We start from the raw sequence: 17033 nt of genomic DNA on the forward strand, positions 1-17033 counted from the left end.
CTAGCTCGCAATGACAAATCATGGCAAATTTGGCGATTTTAAAATTTAATCTCACTACTCGTCTGTGTATCGGCGAAATTTTCCGCTCTGCTTTTGGCTCGTTCGGTTATATCCTCTTCATAATCATACCACGAAAATGTCGCTCCGTGCTGAACCGAGCCATCGAGCAAATCCCCGCCTTGGCGGTTTTTCAGATCAATTCCTGCGACCTTAAATCCATCTAGCGTTTGCGCGAATTCTTTTAGTCTTTCTGGCGCTTGCTTTAATTTCGTGTAGAGATAGCACCAGCCCTCGCCGCCGTTTCGCCCCACGCGACCGCGCAATTGGTGAAGCGAGGCTAGCCCCATGCGCTCGGCTCCGACGATTAAAATTATGCTAAGTCTTGGTAGTGAAATGCCCACTTCCACGACGGTTGTGGTGATTAGCAGTGAGCCATTGTCGCGGAATTTCAGCAAAATTTCCTCTTTTTCCTTGTCGCGCCCGTGCGTAACATACACGCCAGAGAATTTCGCCTGCCAAAACGGCGCGGCTTCTTCGACGCTTTGGTAAATCAGCTTTTCGGATTGTTCGACGAGCGGATAGACGATGATTGCTTGATTTCCTTTGTCGATTTCGCGCTTTAAATGGCTCATAAAGCCCTCAAACCCTGCGTTTTGCAAGATTAGCGTGTGGATATGTTTTTCGTAAGGCATTTGCTTTAAAAAGCTAAAATTTACAAGCTCGGATTGGATTAGCGAGAGTGTGCGCGGGATCGGCGTGGCGCTAAATTGCACGAAGTGCGCGCGATACTCGCCACACTGAGTGAGGGCGTTGATTTTTTCGCGCTGATTTGAGCCGAAGCGGTGCTGTTCATCGACCATGATGAGATTTGAGGGCGTCAAATCATGATAGAGCAGGGCGTGCGTGCCGATGACTAGGTGCGCGCCCTCTAAATTTAGCGATTTTTCGCCACCTTTGACCTCCAAAATATTCATAAACTCTGGCAAAAGTCGCACTGCTTCTGCGTAAATTTGATCGGCTAAAATCGAGGTTGGCACCATTAAATAGCTGGTGCGTGGATAGTTTAGTAAGGCTGCGCCAAGGATTATTAGCGTCTTGCCCGAACCCACATCGCCCATTACCACTCTGCGCCTTGCAAGCGGGCTAGATAGGTCGGCTTTGATATCATCAAGTGCCTTTATTTGGTCGTTTGTGGGAGCGAAAGGCAGGGTGCTAAGCCACGAGGAAATGTCGTTTAAAGGGTAAATTTGCGCTTTAAAATCCATTTTTTTGGCTTTTAGTTTTCTTAAATAATTATAAATTTCAACGAATTTTAAAATTTCAAGCCCGTTTTCGTTTTCTTCTAAATTTTGCACCAAACGCACGCTGTTTTGGTCGTTTTGGTGAATTTGCATTAAAAATTCAGCCTCATTTTCATCAAGCCCCTCATCAAGCAAGGACTGCTTGGAAATGTAGCTTGAAATGAGCTTTTGCGTCGCAGCGTCCGTGAGGGCGTTTTTGTATTTGGGGATAATTTCGCCTACTTTGGTGACGATTTTGGGATTTACGAACTGCCACGCGCCGTAAGCGTTGTCGCTTTTGCCGTGGATAAACATCTGCTTGCCGATTTTAAAGACGCCGTGGTGCCAGCTTTTGGCGTTGAAGATGACGATTTTGATCTCGCACTCCCAGCTTAGGCAAAATGCGCTGATGATAAGCATACCATTGGCGCGACGGCTTGCTGTTTTGCACTCGATCAAAACCGTGTTTTCGCCGGTGTTTGGCTCATCTTTGACGCTTAAATCATCATAGCTTTTTGGAAGTGCCAAGGCTAAATCAAGCAGTGAAAAAACGCCGATTTTAGCGAGCGTTGCGCTGTCTTTGGGGCTAAATTTCATAATTTAAAATTTGACTTTGCGACTTCTGAGCAAACCACGCAAAAGCTTAAATTTAAAATCTCAGCGTGCGAGGCGATAAATTCATTTAGCGTGCGCAAATCTAGATTTTTCGTGCGCTCTAAATTTCGCTCAAACTCGCCAAATTCGAAGCCTTGATAGTATTCGTTGGCACTGATATTTGCGCGCTTAAACATAGTCTCTTTTTGCAAAACCGCGCTTCCTAGGATAAATTTTTTCGCACTTTCTAGCTCGCTCTCGCTGACGCCGTTTTGGACGAAATTTGCGATTTCGGATTTGATTAGCTCGTAGGCTTTGGCTAAATTTTCGTTTTTGGTTTGCAAAAATCCCCAAAAATCGCGCTTAGACAGGTCGAAATTCGCTCTGGCATACACAGAGTATGCAAGTCCGTGTTTGACGCGGATGTTTTCCATGAGGCGTGAGCCAAATCCGCTCGAACCAAGGATAAAAAGTGCCACATTTGCGATATATTTTTCTGCGATTTCGGCGTAAAATGGTGCGCCAAAATAGATATAGGCTTGCTCGCTTTTTTGGGCGATGATTTGGGATTTGGGTGTAGAATTTGTCGCAAAAACGGGTAGTTCGCGCGCATTTGTGGCGGCGAAATTCTCTAAAATTTTGGTTATGTTTTTGCGCACAAGGCTGGCCTCATCGCTTGCGCCCTGCGCGTCGCCCACTACGAGGACATAGGCGTTTGCAAGATCAAGCGAGGCGAAAAATTCCTTGACATTTTCAAGGCTGATTTGCGCGATACTAGCCTCGTCGCCGATTAGTGGGGAGGCTAGTTTGGTGCCCGAATAAAGGCAGTTTTGCAAGCCTTGGTTTGCGATATAGTCAAATTCGCTCTTTAAAATATCGATTTCGCCTAAAATTTGGGTTTTGATTTTATCTAAAATTTCATCTGTGAAATTTGGCTCTTTTAGCAAGTTATCCAGCATTTCTAGGGCAAATTCGAAGTGTTCTTTGAGAGAATTTACCTCGATTACGAAGGTCTCAAACCCTGTGTCGATATCGAAATTTATCGCATAGATATCGAGTTTTTCGTAAAATTTATTTACCCCTAGGCTCTTTGTGCCCTCATTTAGCATTTTTGCGGTGAGTTTGGCTAGGCCATTTATCTTTTCGCTCACTGCGCCACTGGCTTTGAAAACGAGCTTAAAACTCGCCACTGGCAAGGAATTTTCGATTTGTGCGAGAAAATCTACTTTGGTATTTTTTGCCAAAATTTCGCTTTTTATCATTTATAAATCTCCAAAATATCATAGTTTGTGTTGCGTTTGGCTGGGATTTCTCCGATGTCTTTGATTAAGCTTATCATTTCGTTTGCGCTCATGCGAAAGGACGCACCTGCTGCTTTTACGACATTTTCTTCCATCATGGTCGAACCCAAATCATTTGCGCCAAATTTAAGTGCGAGTTGTCCTATGTAGCTACCTTGCGTAACCCACGAGCTTTGGATATTTTTAAAATTATCCAAAAACAGCCTTGCCACAGCTAGAAGCCGTAAATAGCGATTTGAGCTTGTTTTTTTGATTTCTGGGTGCTCGGCGATGAGTTTTGTGTTTGCGGACTGAAAGCTCCACGAGATAAAAGCTCTAAATCCACCCGTAATATCTTGCAGATTTCGCAGTTTTTCCCAGTGTTCGATAATCTCTTCGTCAGTTTCTACCGTGCCAAACATCATTGTGGCTGTGGTTTTCATGCCTATTTCGTGGGCGGATTTATGGACATTTAGCCAAGTGTCTGCGCCGATTTTTTTAGGCGAGATGATATCTCTTACTCTATCACTTAAAATCTCAGCCCCAGCTCCGGGAATTGAGTAAAGTCCCTTTGCTTGAAGCCTAGATAAAACTTCTTTGTGCGTTAAATTTGAAATTTTAGCGATATAATCAATCTCGATTGCAGAGAAGCCGTGAATCGTAATTTGCGGGTATTTTTGGGCTATGTGAGCCACTAAATTTTCATACCAATCGATTTTTAGTTTCGGATGAACGCCGCCTTGAAAGAGAATTTGCGTTCCGCCGATTGCTATTAATTCGTCGATTTTTGCGTCGATTTCATCAAAGCTCAAAATATAGGCGTCTTTTTCGTTGATTTTGCGACAAAATGCGCAAAATTTGCAATCCACAAAGCAGATATTTGTGTAGTTTATGTTGCGATCGACGACAAAAGTCGTGATTTTATCAGGGTGCAATTGCAGCTTTTTTTCATACGCCATAGCCCCAAGCTCGTGCAAAGGGGCGTTTTTTATCAAATTTAATGCCTGTGATTTAGTAATTCTACTCAAATTTAACCTTCTTTTTGATTTATTTTTCTAGTATGATTTGTCCGTCTTTGACGCCACGCACGCGCACTTTCGTGCCTTCTGCCATGTTTTTTACCTCATCGCTTTGCCATAGCGTGCCCTTGAAATAGACCATGCCCTCTTTGACATAGCCCTCGCCACTCTCGTCTAAGAAATTGTCTTTAATCTCTTCGGTTGGCTTGAAAAATTTTGATTTTAGTGGCTTTTTTAGGGCGAGCAAAAGCGCGAAAGATAGCACGAAAGAGGCTAGGATTTGCACCTCCCATGATAGCGGAAGCGCGAAGCTAAATAGCCCCACGATCAAAAATCCTGCGCCAAAAAACACAAAGGTGAAATCAAGCACCAAAAGCTCGATAATCACCAAAATAACGCCAATTATGATAAAAATAAGTGGGCTCATTGATTGTTTTCCGTGATTAAATTTTTATCCCCAGCCTTGCCTAAAAATTCGCTTAGCACAGAGAGCGAGCCGATGATTTCGCTGGTTTCATACGGTATGATGACCTTGTCCTTGCTTGCGCTTTTTGCTAGCTCGTTGAAGGCATTTACGCGACTTTGCGCGAGCAAGTATTCAGCGGCGAATTTCGACGCAGCCATAGCCATATTGATATTATCCATAGCGTGTTTTTGACCCACAGCTAGGGCGATTTGCTCGTATTTTTTCGCGTCTGCCATGCGCTCGATAGCCTCAGCTTCTAGCACTTTTTCTTGTTTTTGCGCTTCGGCTGTGCGAATTAGAGCAGCTTTTTCAGCTTCGGCTTTTAGCTCGATTGCCCGTTTTTCGCGCTCGGCTTTCATTTGCATATTCATCGCGTCCTCTATGCCTTTTGGGACTGAAATTTCTGAAATTTCGACACGCATGATTTTTACGCCCCAGTTATCGGCTGCATCGCCTAGGGCGACTTGGAGTTTTGAGTTTAGTTGATCCCTGCTTGATAGGGTTTGATCTAGGCTCATTTCGCCGATTGCTGAACGAAGTGTAGTCATAGCCAAATTTGATATTGCTTTGCGATAATCCTCGACATTATAAAGCGCCATTTTGCCATTTACGATTTTCAAAAATACGATTCCATCGACCATGATATTGACATTGTCTTTGGTGATGACTTGCTGTTTTGTGATATCTACTAGCTGTTCGCGAACGCTCATTTTAGCGCGCACGCTGTCAAAAAACGGCACAATTACATGAAATCCGCCGTCTAAAACCTTGTGAAATTTACCAAGTCGCTCGATAATCATAATCTCAGATTGCGATACGATTTTGACACCAAGCTTCAAAACCAGCGCGATTAGCGCACAAATCACCACAACGGTAGCTGCGAAACCTTCCATTTTTTCTCCTAAAATTTCTAAAATTTAAATTTGGCGATTATAGCAAGTTAATGTTTAATACTAAATTTAAGATTTTTGGTAGTTTTATTTAACAAATCCAAAACACATAATTAAGCCAAATTTGGCTAAAATGCAAGGTTTTTTGAAAGGCAAAAATGGTTAGATATTATATTTTACTTCGCAATTTTCGCAACTATCGCTTGCTATTTAGCGCGGGATTTATCTGCATGTTTGGCGTGTGGTTTTCGATCGTAGGTATCGCTACGCTACTAATCGAGCTGGGCGCGCCTGTGTGGGCGATCACCGCTGTGGGCGTGGTGTCGTTTATACCAAATATATTTTTAGCCCCGATTAATGGCATTATCGTGGATAAATTTCGCCCAAAGCCCCTAATGGTGAGCATGTTCGCCATAGAGATTGTGACGATTTTCATGCTGATTTTTATCAATGATTTGGCGTATTTGTGGCTACTTTTGGGTATCGTCGTGGTGCGAAGCGTGGCTGGGACGCTCTTTTATCAAACTGAGTCTTCGACCCTGCCGAAATTTTTACCAAAGCCGTATTTGAAGCTAGCAAACGAGCTAACTAGCATTAGTTGGACGATTACTTATACCCTTGGTATGGCGCTAGCTGGGGTGTTTATACACTATTTTGGGGTTAGGGCAGCGTTTATTTTGGATTTTTGTTTGTATGTTTTTTCGTTTTTTATCCTAATTCGCCTAAATTTTAAAGATATTGCAGGAAGTAGCACGCAAGGCGCGATAAAAATGCTAAAAGAGGGCTTTACTTACATACGCTCGCGCCCTTTGGTGGTGCATTTAATCGTAATTCACGCCTTTGTTGCGGTTACGACTTATGATAATCTCATCGCGCTACTTGCGAAATTTGAGTATAAAGAAATCCTAAGCGCGTCGCTGGTGATTGGGCTAATGAATATGGCGCGCTCAGCCGCGGCGTTTTTTGGGCAGATGTGGCTGACGCGTATCGTAAATTTGAAACGGTATTTTTGGATTTTGCTAGGGCAGGGCGGTGGAATCATGCTCTGGGCGGCGTTGGAGTTTAATTACTGGCTTTCGTTTATCGGTATCGTAATGGCTGGATTTTTTATCACGACGGTGTGGTCGTATTCTTTCACGCAACTCCAAAGCCATGTCGATAGGGAGTTTTTCGGGCGAGTGATTGCGTATAACGATATGGCGTATTTCATCGTGGCAACTCTGACCTCAGCGGCTATCGGTGCGCTGTATTCGCTAGGGCTTGCGCTGTGGCAGATAACATTTCTAATGGGATTTATGTTTATAATCGCTGCGGTGTATTATAAATTTATCGTGTATGATAGGTACCTAAGCAAGGAGTGAGGTTTGGCGTAAAATTTGCCTAATCTGTCATTGCGAGACCACGAAGTGGTCGAAGCAATCTACGAGTAAAAATAACCAAACGCTAAATTCGCTGTCATTGCGAGAAAACGAAGTTTTCGAAGCAATCCAGTAAAATTTAAATTCAAAATTCTACTTAAATTTTGCAAAAACACTGACCTTAAATTTTGAAGTCGTAGATTGCCACGAATTTTGCTATGCAAAATTCTCGCAATGACAAATCTAACAAATTTTAAATTTTAGGGGCGATTTCAGGGCGGAAGTATGCGAAAACGAACAAAAACACCATTGCTACGAAAAACACCGCGCTAAACCCCTCTGCGCCGAAAACTTTCATCGCCCCGCCTATGATTATGGGCGAGAAAAACGATGAGAGCGAATATGAAAACAAAAGCGAGGCCGAGATTTGCACGCGCGAGATTGAGGAGCTGTTTGTAAAGGAATCGTTCGCGCGCGCGATTGCGAGCGAGTATAGCGGAAAAACGCCAAATCCTAGCAAAAAGGCTAGGGCGCATTTGACCTCGAAATTCCTGGTGGCAAATAGCCCCAGCGCCGAGCATGCGCCGATTGCGCACACTAGCATTATCGCCTTGCGCCTGCCGAAAAAATCAGACACGGGGCTAGCAAAAATCTGCGAAATGAAGCCTCCGACCATGGCTAGCCCCATAAACCAGCCCACTTGGCTGACATTTCCACTGCTTAGCACATACACGCTCGCCATTGAAAAAAATCCGTTTATCAAAACCCCACCGCAAACTGCCGTCGCAAGCGCAAGTGGCGGTAGAACCGAGATTTTTGGCATGCAGATTGTGGCTTTTTGCGCTTTTGCGGGCGGGTTGAAACGCATAAATTTCAAAGGCACTAGCCCAAAAAGTATGAAAAATCCGCTTAGAAAAAAGATTAAATTTGCACTTAAATTTAGCGCGATTATCCCCACGCCCACGGTAAATGCGCCGTAAAATACGATCTCATACACGGCTAGGACGCGTGAGCGGATAGAATTTGTGATTTTGGAGTTGATCCAGCTTTCGATTATCATCAAAAGTGCGTAGTAGCAAAACCCAAGCCCGAAGCGAAGTATCGCCCAAAATGCCAAATTTGCGCTGATATCGTGGGCTAGGGCGCACAGCGCGAAAACCACGCTAAAAATATAATACGAGCGCACATGGGCGAAGCGGCCGATTATTGTGGGCGTGAAAAACACGCTAGAAATGGCGCCTAAGAAGAAAAACGATGAGATAATGCCGATGATTAGGTCGCTTTGGCCTCGCATTTTGAGTATGACGCCGGCTGATGATAGGGCTAGCGCGTCCCCGATAAACATAAAAAAAATCGCTAGAAATAGCGCACTTAGCGTCCTTGCCGCACGCAGGCTTTTAAACATAAATATCCTAAAAATTGAAATTCAAGCTAGTATTTTACTCGAAATTTGAAAAATTCAAGGTTAAATTTGCAAAATTTGCGATTGTTTTAGCGTAGCAAGCAAGCGCAAAATTTTTGCAATGACAAATTTGACGAAAAATTTGCAAAAATACTGACCTTAAATTTTAAAGTCGTAGATTGCCACGAATTTTGCTAACGCAAAATTCTCGCAATGGCAAATTGGGTGCAAAATGTGGGCAAATTTTACGAAATTTAATCCTTCGCTAGCCCTTTTAAAATCCTGTATTCATCGCAATTTGCGCTTAGTGTTTCATCATCGCCCATTGCGATAATCTCGCCGTTTTTGACCACGGCGATTTGGCTAGCGTTTTTGATAGTGGATAGGCGGTGAGCGATGACAATTACGATTTTATCAGCCTTTATCTTTTCGATGACAGATGAGATTTCCTTTTCGCTGGCGTTATCTAGCGCGCTCGTGGCTTCGTCGAAAATGAGAATTTGCGGGTTTTTATACAGGGCGCGTGCGATCGCTATACGCTGGCGCTGTCCGCCTGATAGATTCGCGCCAAACTCGCTTAAAAGCGTGTTTATGCCGTCTTCCATCTTGGCGACAAATTCATAAGCATTGGCAAGGCGCAGGGCGTTTATGACGCGCTCTTCGTCAAATTTGGCGCCGTAGCTGACATTTGCAGCGATTGTATCGTTAAAAATATAAATTCGTTGGCTCACAAAGCCGATATTATCCCTCAGGCTTGCGATGTCAAATTCGCTAATCTCGTTGCCGTCAAAAAGTATATTTCCGCTTTTGGCGTCGTAGTAGCGCATTATGAGATTTACCACCGAGCTTTTGCCGCCGCCACTATTTCCCACAAGGGCTAAAATTTGCCCCTTTTTGACGCTAAAATTTATATCTTTTAGCGCGATTTTTTCATCATAGTTAAGCGAGACATTTTCGAAAGCCAGCGTGGATATATCGCCCATTTTTAGGCTTCCGCCGATTATGGCTGGCTCTAAATCAATTAATTCGAAAGTCCGCTCGGTAGCAGCCGTGGCGTCTTGCATTTTATTATGCAGCGATGAGACCTTTTTTATCGGCGTATAGACCATAAAAAGCGCGGTTAAAAAGCTAAAAAAGCTTCCTATGCTCATCTTGCCCTCGATGACCTCTTTGCCACCTACGATGATAACCACAGCCACGCCAAGCGCGCCAAGCATCTCCATTACGGGGCTTACGAGCGAGTTTGTAATTATTGCCTTTAAATTTAGCTTGAAAAATTTTGAGTTTTCTTCCTCGAAGTGTTTTACCTCGAAATTTTGGGCGTTGCTGGCCTTTACGATTTCGATATTTGTAAAAATTTGATTTAGAGCCGATGTGATATCGGAGGTTTTTTCTAGCGATTGGCGTGAGACCTTTTTCATGCGTTTGGCTAGGCGCGATAGCGGATAAATCGCAGCCGGAAAGACCACGAGCGCAAAAAACGAAAGCTTAGGACTATTGTAAATCACCACGCCAAGAAGCCCAAAAATAGTGATGATTTGTGTGACGAAATCAGGTATCATGTTTGAAACCACAGTGCGGATTCGCTCGATATCGTTCATCGTCCTAGAAATCAGCTCGCCCGTGCTGTGAGTGTTGAAAAATTTCAAATCTAGCCTAATTAGCTTTGAAACGAGCAAATCGCGCAGTCTGCGCACGGTATCTTGCCCGATAAATGAAGTATAGTATGTCTGGATAAATGTGCCAGCACTTTTCATCGCAAACACCGCTATAATCGCAAACGCAAGCGGGTAGAGATAGAGGGTGTTTTTCTCGACAAAGATATAATCAAGCACCGGTTTTACCAAATACGCGCTCGCAGATGTCGCAAGCGAGGTCATAATCATACCCAAAAATGCCAGCGCAAACTGGATTTTATAATCAATCAAAAATGGTTTAAATCTTGTCAAAATGGTCTTAAAATCGTTCAAAACTCTTCCTTAAATTTACTTATTGCGCGCTTTTTTCCCAAATCGTGCCATTTGGCGTATCCATAATCTCGATTTTCATCGCTGTAAGTTTGGCGCGAATTTCATCGGCTAGGGCGAAATTTTTCTGCTTTTTAGCTTCGCTTCTTTGCTCGATTAGACGCAAAATTTCGGCTCTTTCATCATCGCTTACGCCAAATTGAAAATAGCTAACCTCGTCCATATAAAGCACGCCAAGGGTATTTTTGACAAATTCTAAATTTGCTAAAATTTGCGCTTTAAAAGCCTTATCTTTTGGGTTTTTATCGAGTGCTTCATTTGCGCAAGACACCATTTCATCGACACAGGCAAGCGCGCCAGATGTGTTTAGATCATCATTTAAAAACTCTAAAATTTTGCCCCTAAATTTGGCTTGCTCGCAAGGCAAATTTTGCGCCATATTTACCCTTTTTTTAAGGCGGTAAATTTTATCAAGGCGTTTTTTAGAGGCGAGCAAATCGTCGATTGTGTAGTTGAAATTTGCCCTATAATGCGAACTCATCAAATAAAACCTTAAAGCCTCGCCAGGCACCAGAGCTAGGGCGTCTTTGACAAAAAAGCTATTGCCTAGACTTTTGCTCATTTTTTCGTTATTTACCTGCACGAAGCCATTGTGCATCCAGTATTTAGCCAAGGCTCTATGCTCGCTACATCTGCACTGCGCAGCCTCGTTTTCGTGGTGCGGGAAGAGCAAATCAGCCCCGCCAGCGTGGATATCAATGCAAAATTCGGCGTCACGACTATCTAAATGGGCTAAAATCATCGCCACACACTCGCTATGCCAGCCTGGTCTGCCGCGCCCAAATGGCGCCTCAAACCACGCCTCGTCGAATTTCCACAGCGCGAAATCTTTTTCATTTTTTTTCTGCTCGTTTGAAACCACGCGCGCAAACTCGCTGTTTTGATCCTCTGCTTTTTTGCCACTAAGGCTTAAATAATCGCTATCTTTGGTGGTATCAAAGTATATCCCATCGCCTGAGATTTCATACGCATAGCCCAAATTTAGCAAATTTGAAACAAGGGCGCAAATTTCACTGATATTTTCGGTCGCTTTGGGCGAAATGTCGGCGTCACGGACATTTAGCGCACCCATATCGTCCAAATATCGCTTGGTGTAAAATTCTGTAATCTCGCTTAGAGTTTTTCCGCTCTCGCTCATTTTCTTTAAAATTTTATCGTCGATATCGGTGAAATTTCTAGCAAATTTCACATTTTTACCCTGCGCTTCTAGCGCGCGCCTAAGCAAATCAAAGCTAATCGCGCTTTTAGCATGCCCCAAATGCGCGTCATCATACACCGTCGGCCCACAGACATAAATTTTAATCTCATCTTCGTTAAGCGGGATAAATTCGACCTTTTTTTTACTTGCAGTATCATAAATTACCATAATATAAACCTTTTAAAACATATAAAATTCCTATTTCAAGCGCGCAAAGCCCTAGAATTAGAAGGATTTTTTTAGCCTTGATTATAGCTAAAAAGTTATTAAATCCAAAAAAATAGAGATTGAAAACAAACAAAAATCCCCCCGTAATCGAGCTAGCAAGCGCCAAACCCACAGCCCCAAATGGTTTAAAAAATAGTGCGCACAAAACTACATTTATAAAGACGCACCAAAGCGAAATTTTAGCACTTAGCTTTTGTTTCATGTGCGCATACAGCCAGTGTGAAAAAATGCGCGATAGCCCAAACGGTAGCAGTCCTACCATATACGCTGCCAAAACAGCCGCACACTGGGCCGTGTTAGTGGCAGTGAAATTTCCGCGCTCAAATAAAATTTTGGTGATTTCGTGCGAGAGCATGATTCCGCCGATTGTGGAGAGTGCTAAAAGCGTCAAAAGTATGTAAAATCCGCGCTCGATTAAATTTAGCGCCTCTTTTTGGTTGTTTGTTTTGATTTGTTTGGTCAGTCGCGGGAAAATCGCCGTGCTAAGCGCGATTGCAAAAAGTGCGAGCGGAAGCTGAAAAATGCGGTTTGCGTAGTATAGATAGCTGATACTTCCGCTGGCTAAAAAGCTAGCAAAAAATGTATCTATAAATGAGCTAAGTTGCAAAGCACTAGCCCCTACAACCCCGGCAAAAAAGTTGTTATAAAAGCCTTTGGTTTGCGCTTTTGCGCCGTTTTTGAGCCTAGCAAATCCACCAAGAAGCACTCTTAGCATACCGGTAAATTTCAGCGCATACACATGCACCAAAAACTGCAAAAACCCGCCCGCTACGACGCCACAAGATAGATACAAAACGATACTTCGCTCATCTTTGCCACGAGCCAAAAGCAAGGCAGCAATCATAGCTAAATTTAATAAAGCAGTCGAAAACGCCGTAGTGGCGAAATGATCGCGGTATTGAAGCATAGAGGCAAAAAGCGTAACGATAAAAATAAAAGCTAGATATATGAAATTTATGCGCACAAATGGCGTTGCTAGCGTGATTTGCTCGTCCGAAAAACCATAAGCTAAAATTTTAGTAAAAAACGGCGCGAACACCCACACAACCGCGGTTAAAAACACAATAAAAAGAAAAAATCTAATCAGCACGGAAGCTGCGAAAATCCCCTTTTTTTTCGAAGCGGTAAAATTTGGCAAAAACGCCTGCGTAAAGGCACCCTCGCCAAAAAGTCGTCTAAATAAATTTGGCAGTTTAAACGCCACAAAAAATATATCGCTATACACACCAGCGCCCAAAATAGAAGCCGTCAGCAAATCGCGCACAAAGCCCAAAATGCGAGAAGCTAGCGTTCCGACGCTGTTTGTAAAAAACCCTCTAAACATAATTCCTCGTTAAATTTTATAAAATAAAAAGATAGATTATAATATAATTTCGCCTATTTTTTGATTTTGAAAGAGGATATTTTGCAAAATTTGCCATTTTCGCTCGATACGCAAAACTTCATCAAAACCCTAAAATTTGAGGGTAGCTGGACATATCGAAGCGGAAAAAAACAGCTTGATTTACTTAAAAAAACACTATCAAATTTAGACAATTTCGTAGCAGATTTTACAAATGTCGAAAAGCTGGATTATTTCATGGCTTATAGCATTAAAAATTTAATGCGTGGCAAAAGCGTGGAATTTAGGAGCCAAAATCCAAAAATAGAGAAAATTTTCGAATTTATTAGCGATGAGAGCATAGACCATAATTTTATGCCAAAAGTGCATGGTATGGGGATTTTGGCTCAAATAGGGCTGTATTTTTGCGCAGGCTGGGCTGGGATTGTAAATCTAGCTACATTTTTGGGTGAGTTTTTTTGCAAGGTATTTTCGCTATTTTTGCACCCGCGCAAATTTCGCCTCAAAGAGACCGTAAATTTTATCAAAGACAACGGCATTGATTCGCTTTTTATCGTGGCTTTGACCGCGTTTTTAATCGGCGTGGTGCTAGCTTACATTGGCGCAGACATGCTATCGCAGTTTGGGGCTAGTATTTATATTATAGATATTATGGGCGCTCTAACCATGCGCGAGATTGCCCCGCTAATCGCAGCGATTGTCATTGCTGGGCGTTCTGCGTCGAGTTTTACGGCGCAAATTGGTGTTATGAAAATCACAGAAGAGATCGACGCGATGAAAACAATGGGCTTTGATCCGTTTTATTTCCTCTCAATGCCACGAATTTTGGCTATGGTGATTTGTATGCCATTTATCATTTTTATCGCAAATTCAATATGTATTTTTGCTCAAATGATAGTTTGCGAGGCGTATTTGGAGATAGGATTTTTGGATTATTTGGATAGATTTAAATCAAATGTCGAAATTCGCCACTTTTTCGCTGGTATGATAAAGGCTCCGTTTTTTGGCGCATTTATTGCTATAATTGGCTGTATGAGAGGATTTGAGGTAAAGGGAAATACCCAAAGTATCGGCGAATACACCACAATCAGCGTGGTAAATGCGATATTTTGGGTCATCGCCATAGATGCGATTTTTGCGATACTCTTCTCGGAGATTGGGCTGTGAGCGAGATAATAAGCGCAAAAAATGTAACCACAGCGTATGGTGCGCGCATAATGCACGATAATGTGAGTTTTAGCGTGAAAAAGGCTGAAATTTACGGCTTTTTGGGCGGAAGTGGAAGCGGAAAAACCACTCTAATGAAAACGCTGATTTATCTAAACCAGCCAAAAAGCGGCGAGATTAAAATTTTTGGCGAGGATATTTGGAGTGCAAATGAGGATAGACGCAATGAAATTCGCCTAAAATGCGGTGTGATGTTTCAATTCGGCGCGCTGTATAGCTCGATGAATGTGCTAGAAAATGTAGGCGTGCTACTGCGCGAATACTCAAATTTTAGCGACAAAGAGATTAACGAGCTTGCTATGTTTTGGATACAAAAGGTAGGCCTTAAAAAAGAGAGCGCAATGCTAAATCCAAACGAGCTAAGTGGCGGTATGAAAAAGCGTGTCGCGCTCGCTAGGGCATTGGCGTTAAGCCCTGAGATTTTATTTTTAGACGAGCCAAACTCGGGGCTCGATCCGCTTAGCTCACGCGCCCTTGATAGGCTAGTGTGCGAGCTAAGAGATAATCTTGGCGTAACCGTGGTAATGGTAACGCACGATGTGGATAGTATTTTTGATATACTTGATAGATTTTTGATAGTCGATAATAAAAAAATCATCTTCGAAGGGGCTTTGAGCGAAATCGAAAAGCTAGAAAACAACCCGCTTGAAGAGCTATTTAAAATGAGAGCGAAATAGGAGCAAAATTTGGAAAATAGAACCTCATATACAATCGTGGGCGCATTTGTTATGGCGTGTGTGTTTGCGCTTACAGCTTTCGTGTGGTGGATGCTAACTCGCACCGATACTAGGGAGACTTATAGATCGTATTATATCCATACTAAGGAGCTTCCGACTGGAATTCGCGAGAATTCAGATGTCAAATTTATCGGCGTAAATGCTGGAATCATCAAAAAAATAGATTTTGTCGATATCGAAAATGCAATAATCGAAATCGAAGTATCGATTAAAAGCAAACTCCCTATCTCGCGAGATAGTATCGCCAAGGTCGAAACGCAAGGCATTAGCGGAATTTCGTTTTTAAATATCACAAAGGGAAGTGGCGAGCTATTTAGCGAAAATGAAGAAAAGCCAATCATCGAGCTAGATAAAACCCTGCTCGATAAAATCGGCTCCAAAGCAGAAGTTATCACAGATAGTGTAGGGCAGATGATATTTAAAATCAACTCGCTTTTATCGCAAGATAATATGAAAAAAGTCGATGAAATTTTAACTTCACTTAATAAATTTAGCGCAGAACTTAGCGATGAGAAGAAATTTAACGAACTAAACGCATTAATGGCGAATTTCAACACCCTAATGACGAATTTAAACGAAAGAGAGCATGAGCTAGACGAAATTTTGGATAAATTTAATGCTTTTGCCAGCAGTGCGACACGCCTTTCAAATTCGCTCGAAAAAACAAGTCAGATTATGGCAAAGCGCGTAGAGCGGGGCGAATACAACCTCAAAGCCATACTAGATCCTACCCTAAACGAGGCCAAAACCACGCTAACCGAATTTAACAAAGCTTTAAGAGAGTTTCAAGGCGCGATGTTTAGGCTAGAAGAAAATCCGTATGAATTCTTTTTTAGAGATACCAAAAAGGACTGAAAATGAGAAAAATTTTATGCGCATTTAGCGCAGTTTTGGCAGGAGCTTTGCTGGGAGGCTGTTTGGCAAAGAGTGCCAAGCCATATACTTATTACGAGCTTAAATACGACCAAAAACACTGCGCCGCGAAGTCAAATTCACGCAAAAATATCTATATCGAGAGTGTAACTGCGACAAATTTAGTCGATAGACGCGATATTTTAATCGTGGATTGGAAATCTCGCACGAGATACGCAAGCGACGCCAAATATATCACAATGCCAAGCGAAATGCTTTATAAAGCCCTAATCGACGCGGCGTTTTCGACATGTGCGCTAAATCCGATTTTTGTGCCACAAGAGAGAGATTTGCGCCTAAAAACCACGCTTATCACGCTTCAAGTCGATGGCGATCACGCTAAAATCACGATTGGATACGAGTTTTTAAACGCTGTGCAAAGCATAAAATCTGGCGTGATTACAAAGCGAGTTTTCGTGCCAGATCCAAGCTCACAAAGCATTTATAACGCGACAAATTCAGCGTTAAATTTGGCAATTGATGAAATTTTAAAGGCAATTCAATGATAGTAGGATTAGAAGGAATCATCACGCACAAAGAGCCCACCAAATGCGTGATAAAGTGCGCTAGTGGCGTAAGCTACGCTGTGGCGATTTCGCTAGGGTGTGGCGCTAGGGTAGAGCGGGGCGAGAAGGTGGAGTTTTTGATAACTCAGATTATCAGAGAGGACGCAAATTTGCTCTATGGATTTTTGGAGCCAAAAGAGAAAAATATGTTTGAAATGCTAATCAAACTAAGCGGAATAGGGGCTAGCACGGCAATGGCTGTGTGCTCATCGCTTAGCGCAGAGAGCTTTTCTCGCGCGATTATCACAGGCGATAGCGCGTTACTAACGAGCGTGCCAGGGATCGGCCCAAAGACAGCTAGGCGCATAATCGCCGAGCTAGGGGACGCCAAACTTATGGAGTTTGGCGAGAGCGAAGTATATAAATCAGAGGCGATGAGCGCGTTAGAGAGTCTAGGCTTCAAACGCGATAGAATCAGTAAAATTTTGCTTGATTGCATCAGCACAAATACGGCTGATTTGATCAAAGAGGCATTGAAAAAACTAGCATAAATTTAAAATTTATAAG

Annotated in this window: 15 protein-coding genes; 6 read left to right on the forward strand and 9 right to left on the reverse strand. The window is 42.7% G+C overall.

Going from position 1 to position 17033, the window contains the following annotated elements:
• Positions 1-38: 38 nt before the first annotated feature.
• The 5 genes from recG to OFO01_RS03695 are packed head-to-tail and all read right to left on the reverse strand — an operon-like array spanning position 39 to position 5532.
• Positions 39-1877, reverse strand: coding sequence for an ATP-dependent DNA helicase RecG (gene recG, locus OFO01_RS03675; RefSeq protein WP_270858833.1), 1839 nt, complete (start codon positions 1875-1877; stop codon positions 39-41).
• Positions 1874-3136 (reverse strand): M16 family metallopeptidase, encoded by a 1263-nt coding sequence (locus OFO01_RS03680; RefSeq protein WP_270858834.1) that lies wholly within the window; start codon positions 3134-3136, stop codon positions 1874-1876. The genes recG and OFO01_RS03680 overlap by 4 nt, the downstream gene beginning before the upstream one ends.
• The gene (locus OFO01_RS03685; RefSeq protein ID WP_270858835.1) at positions 3133-4182 is read right to left on the reverse strand and encodes a dehypoxanthine futalosine cyclase; all 1050 of its coding nucleotides are present in this window, start codon (positions 4180-4182) and stop codon (positions 3133-3135) included. Before OFO01_RS03685 ends, OFO01_RS03680 begins: the two co-directional genes overlap by 4 nt.
• A gap of 19 nt (positions 4183-4201) precedes the next feature.
• Complete coding sequence (locus OFO01_RS03690; RefSeq protein ID WP_270858836.1) at positions 4202-4600, reverse strand: NfeD family protein; 399 nt, start codon at positions 4598-4600, stop codon at positions 4202-4204.
• Positions 4597-5532: an SPFH domain-containing protein gene (locus tag OFO01_RS03695; protein ID WP_270858837.1), complete on the reverse strand. Its 936-nt coding sequence runs from the start codon at positions 5530-5532 to the stop codon at positions 4597-4599. Before OFO01_RS03695 ends, OFO01_RS03690 begins: the two co-directional genes overlap by 4 nt.
• Positions 5533-5687: 155 nt before the next feature.
• Between OFO01_RS03695 and OFO01_RS03700 the strand changes: the two genes are divergently transcribed.
• Complete coding sequence (locus tag OFO01_RS03700; RefSeq protein WP_270858838.1) at positions 5688-6890, forward strand: MFS transporter; 1203 nt, start codon at positions 5688-5690, stop codon at positions 6888-6890.
• Between the two features lie 250 nt (positions 6891-7140).
• Here the strand turns inward: OFO01_RS03700 and OFO01_RS03705 are convergent, their stop codons facing one another.
• The 4 genes from OFO01_RS03705 to murJ form a co-directional block, all read right to left on the reverse strand.
• Positions 7141-8292 carry an MFS transporter gene (locus OFO01_RS03705; RefSeq protein ID WP_270858839.1) on the reverse strand — a complete coding sequence of 384 codons (1152 nt, stop codon included), beginning with the start codon at positions 8290-8292 and terminating at the stop codon, positions 7141-7143.
• Positions 8293-8543: 251 nt separating this feature from the next.
• Complete coding sequence (locus OFO01_RS03710; RefSeq protein WP_270858840.1) at positions 8544-10259, reverse strand: ABC transporter ATP-binding protein; 1716 nt, start codon at positions 10257-10259, stop codon at positions 8544-8546.
• Positions 10260-10278: 19 nt separating this feature from the next.
• Positions 10279-11682, reverse strand: a complete 1404-nt coding sequence (gene cysS, locus OFO01_RS03715; protein ID WP_270858841.1) for a cysteine--tRNA ligase — start codon at positions 11680-11682, stop codon at positions 10279-10281.
• Positions 11669-13066 carry a murein biosynthesis integral membrane protein MurJ gene (murJ, locus tag OFO01_RS03720; protein WP_270858842.1) on the reverse strand — a complete coding sequence of 466 codons (1398 nt, stop codon included), beginning with the start codon at positions 13064-13066 and terminating at the stop codon, positions 11669-11671. Before murJ ends, cysS begins: the two co-directional genes overlap by 14 nt.
• Positions 13067-13126: 60 nt before the next feature.
• On the opposite strand from murJ, the gene OFO01_RS03725 reads away from it, so the two are divergent.
• The 5 genes from OFO01_RS03725 to ruvA are packed head-to-tail and all read left to right on the forward strand — an operon-like array spanning position 13127 to position 17017.
• The gene (locus OFO01_RS03725) at positions 13127-14251 is read left to right on the forward strand and encodes an MlaE family ABC transporter permease (protein WP_270858843.1); all 1125 of its coding nucleotides are present in this window, start codon (positions 13127-13129) and stop codon (positions 14249-14251) included.
• A complete protein-coding gene (locus tag OFO01_RS03730) occupies positions 14248-14988 on the forward strand; it encodes an ABC transporter ATP-binding protein (protein ID WP_270858844.1) in 741 nt (246 codons plus the stop codon). Before OFO01_RS03725 ends, OFO01_RS03730 begins: the two co-directional genes overlap by 4 nt.
• A gap of 9 nt (positions 14989-14997) precedes the next feature.
• Positions 14998-15903 carry an MlaD family protein gene (locus tag OFO01_RS03735; RefSeq protein ID WP_270858845.1) on the forward strand — a complete coding sequence of 302 codons (906 nt, stop codon included), beginning with the start codon at positions 14998-15000 and terminating at the stop codon, positions 15901-15903.
• A 2-nt stretch (positions 15904-15905) separates the two neighbouring features.
• Positions 15906-16466, forward strand: a complete 561-nt coding sequence (locus OFO01_RS03740) for a hypothetical protein (protein ID WP_270858846.1) — start codon at positions 15906-15908, stop codon at positions 16464-16466.
• Positions 16463-17017 (forward strand): Holliday junction branch migration protein RuvA, encoded by a 555-nt coding sequence (ruvA, locus tag OFO01_RS03745; RefSeq protein WP_270858847.1) that lies wholly within the window; start codon positions 16463-16465, stop codon positions 17015-17017. Before OFO01_RS03740 ends, ruvA begins: the two co-directional genes overlap by 4 nt.
• The last annotated feature ends 16 nt before the right edge of the window (positions 17018-17033 follow it).

This window comes from Campylobacter sp. JMF_01 NE2 (assembly GCF_027737365.1).
Lineage (GTDB): Bacteria > Campylobacterota > Campylobacteria > Campylobacterales > Campylobacteraceae > Campylobacter_B.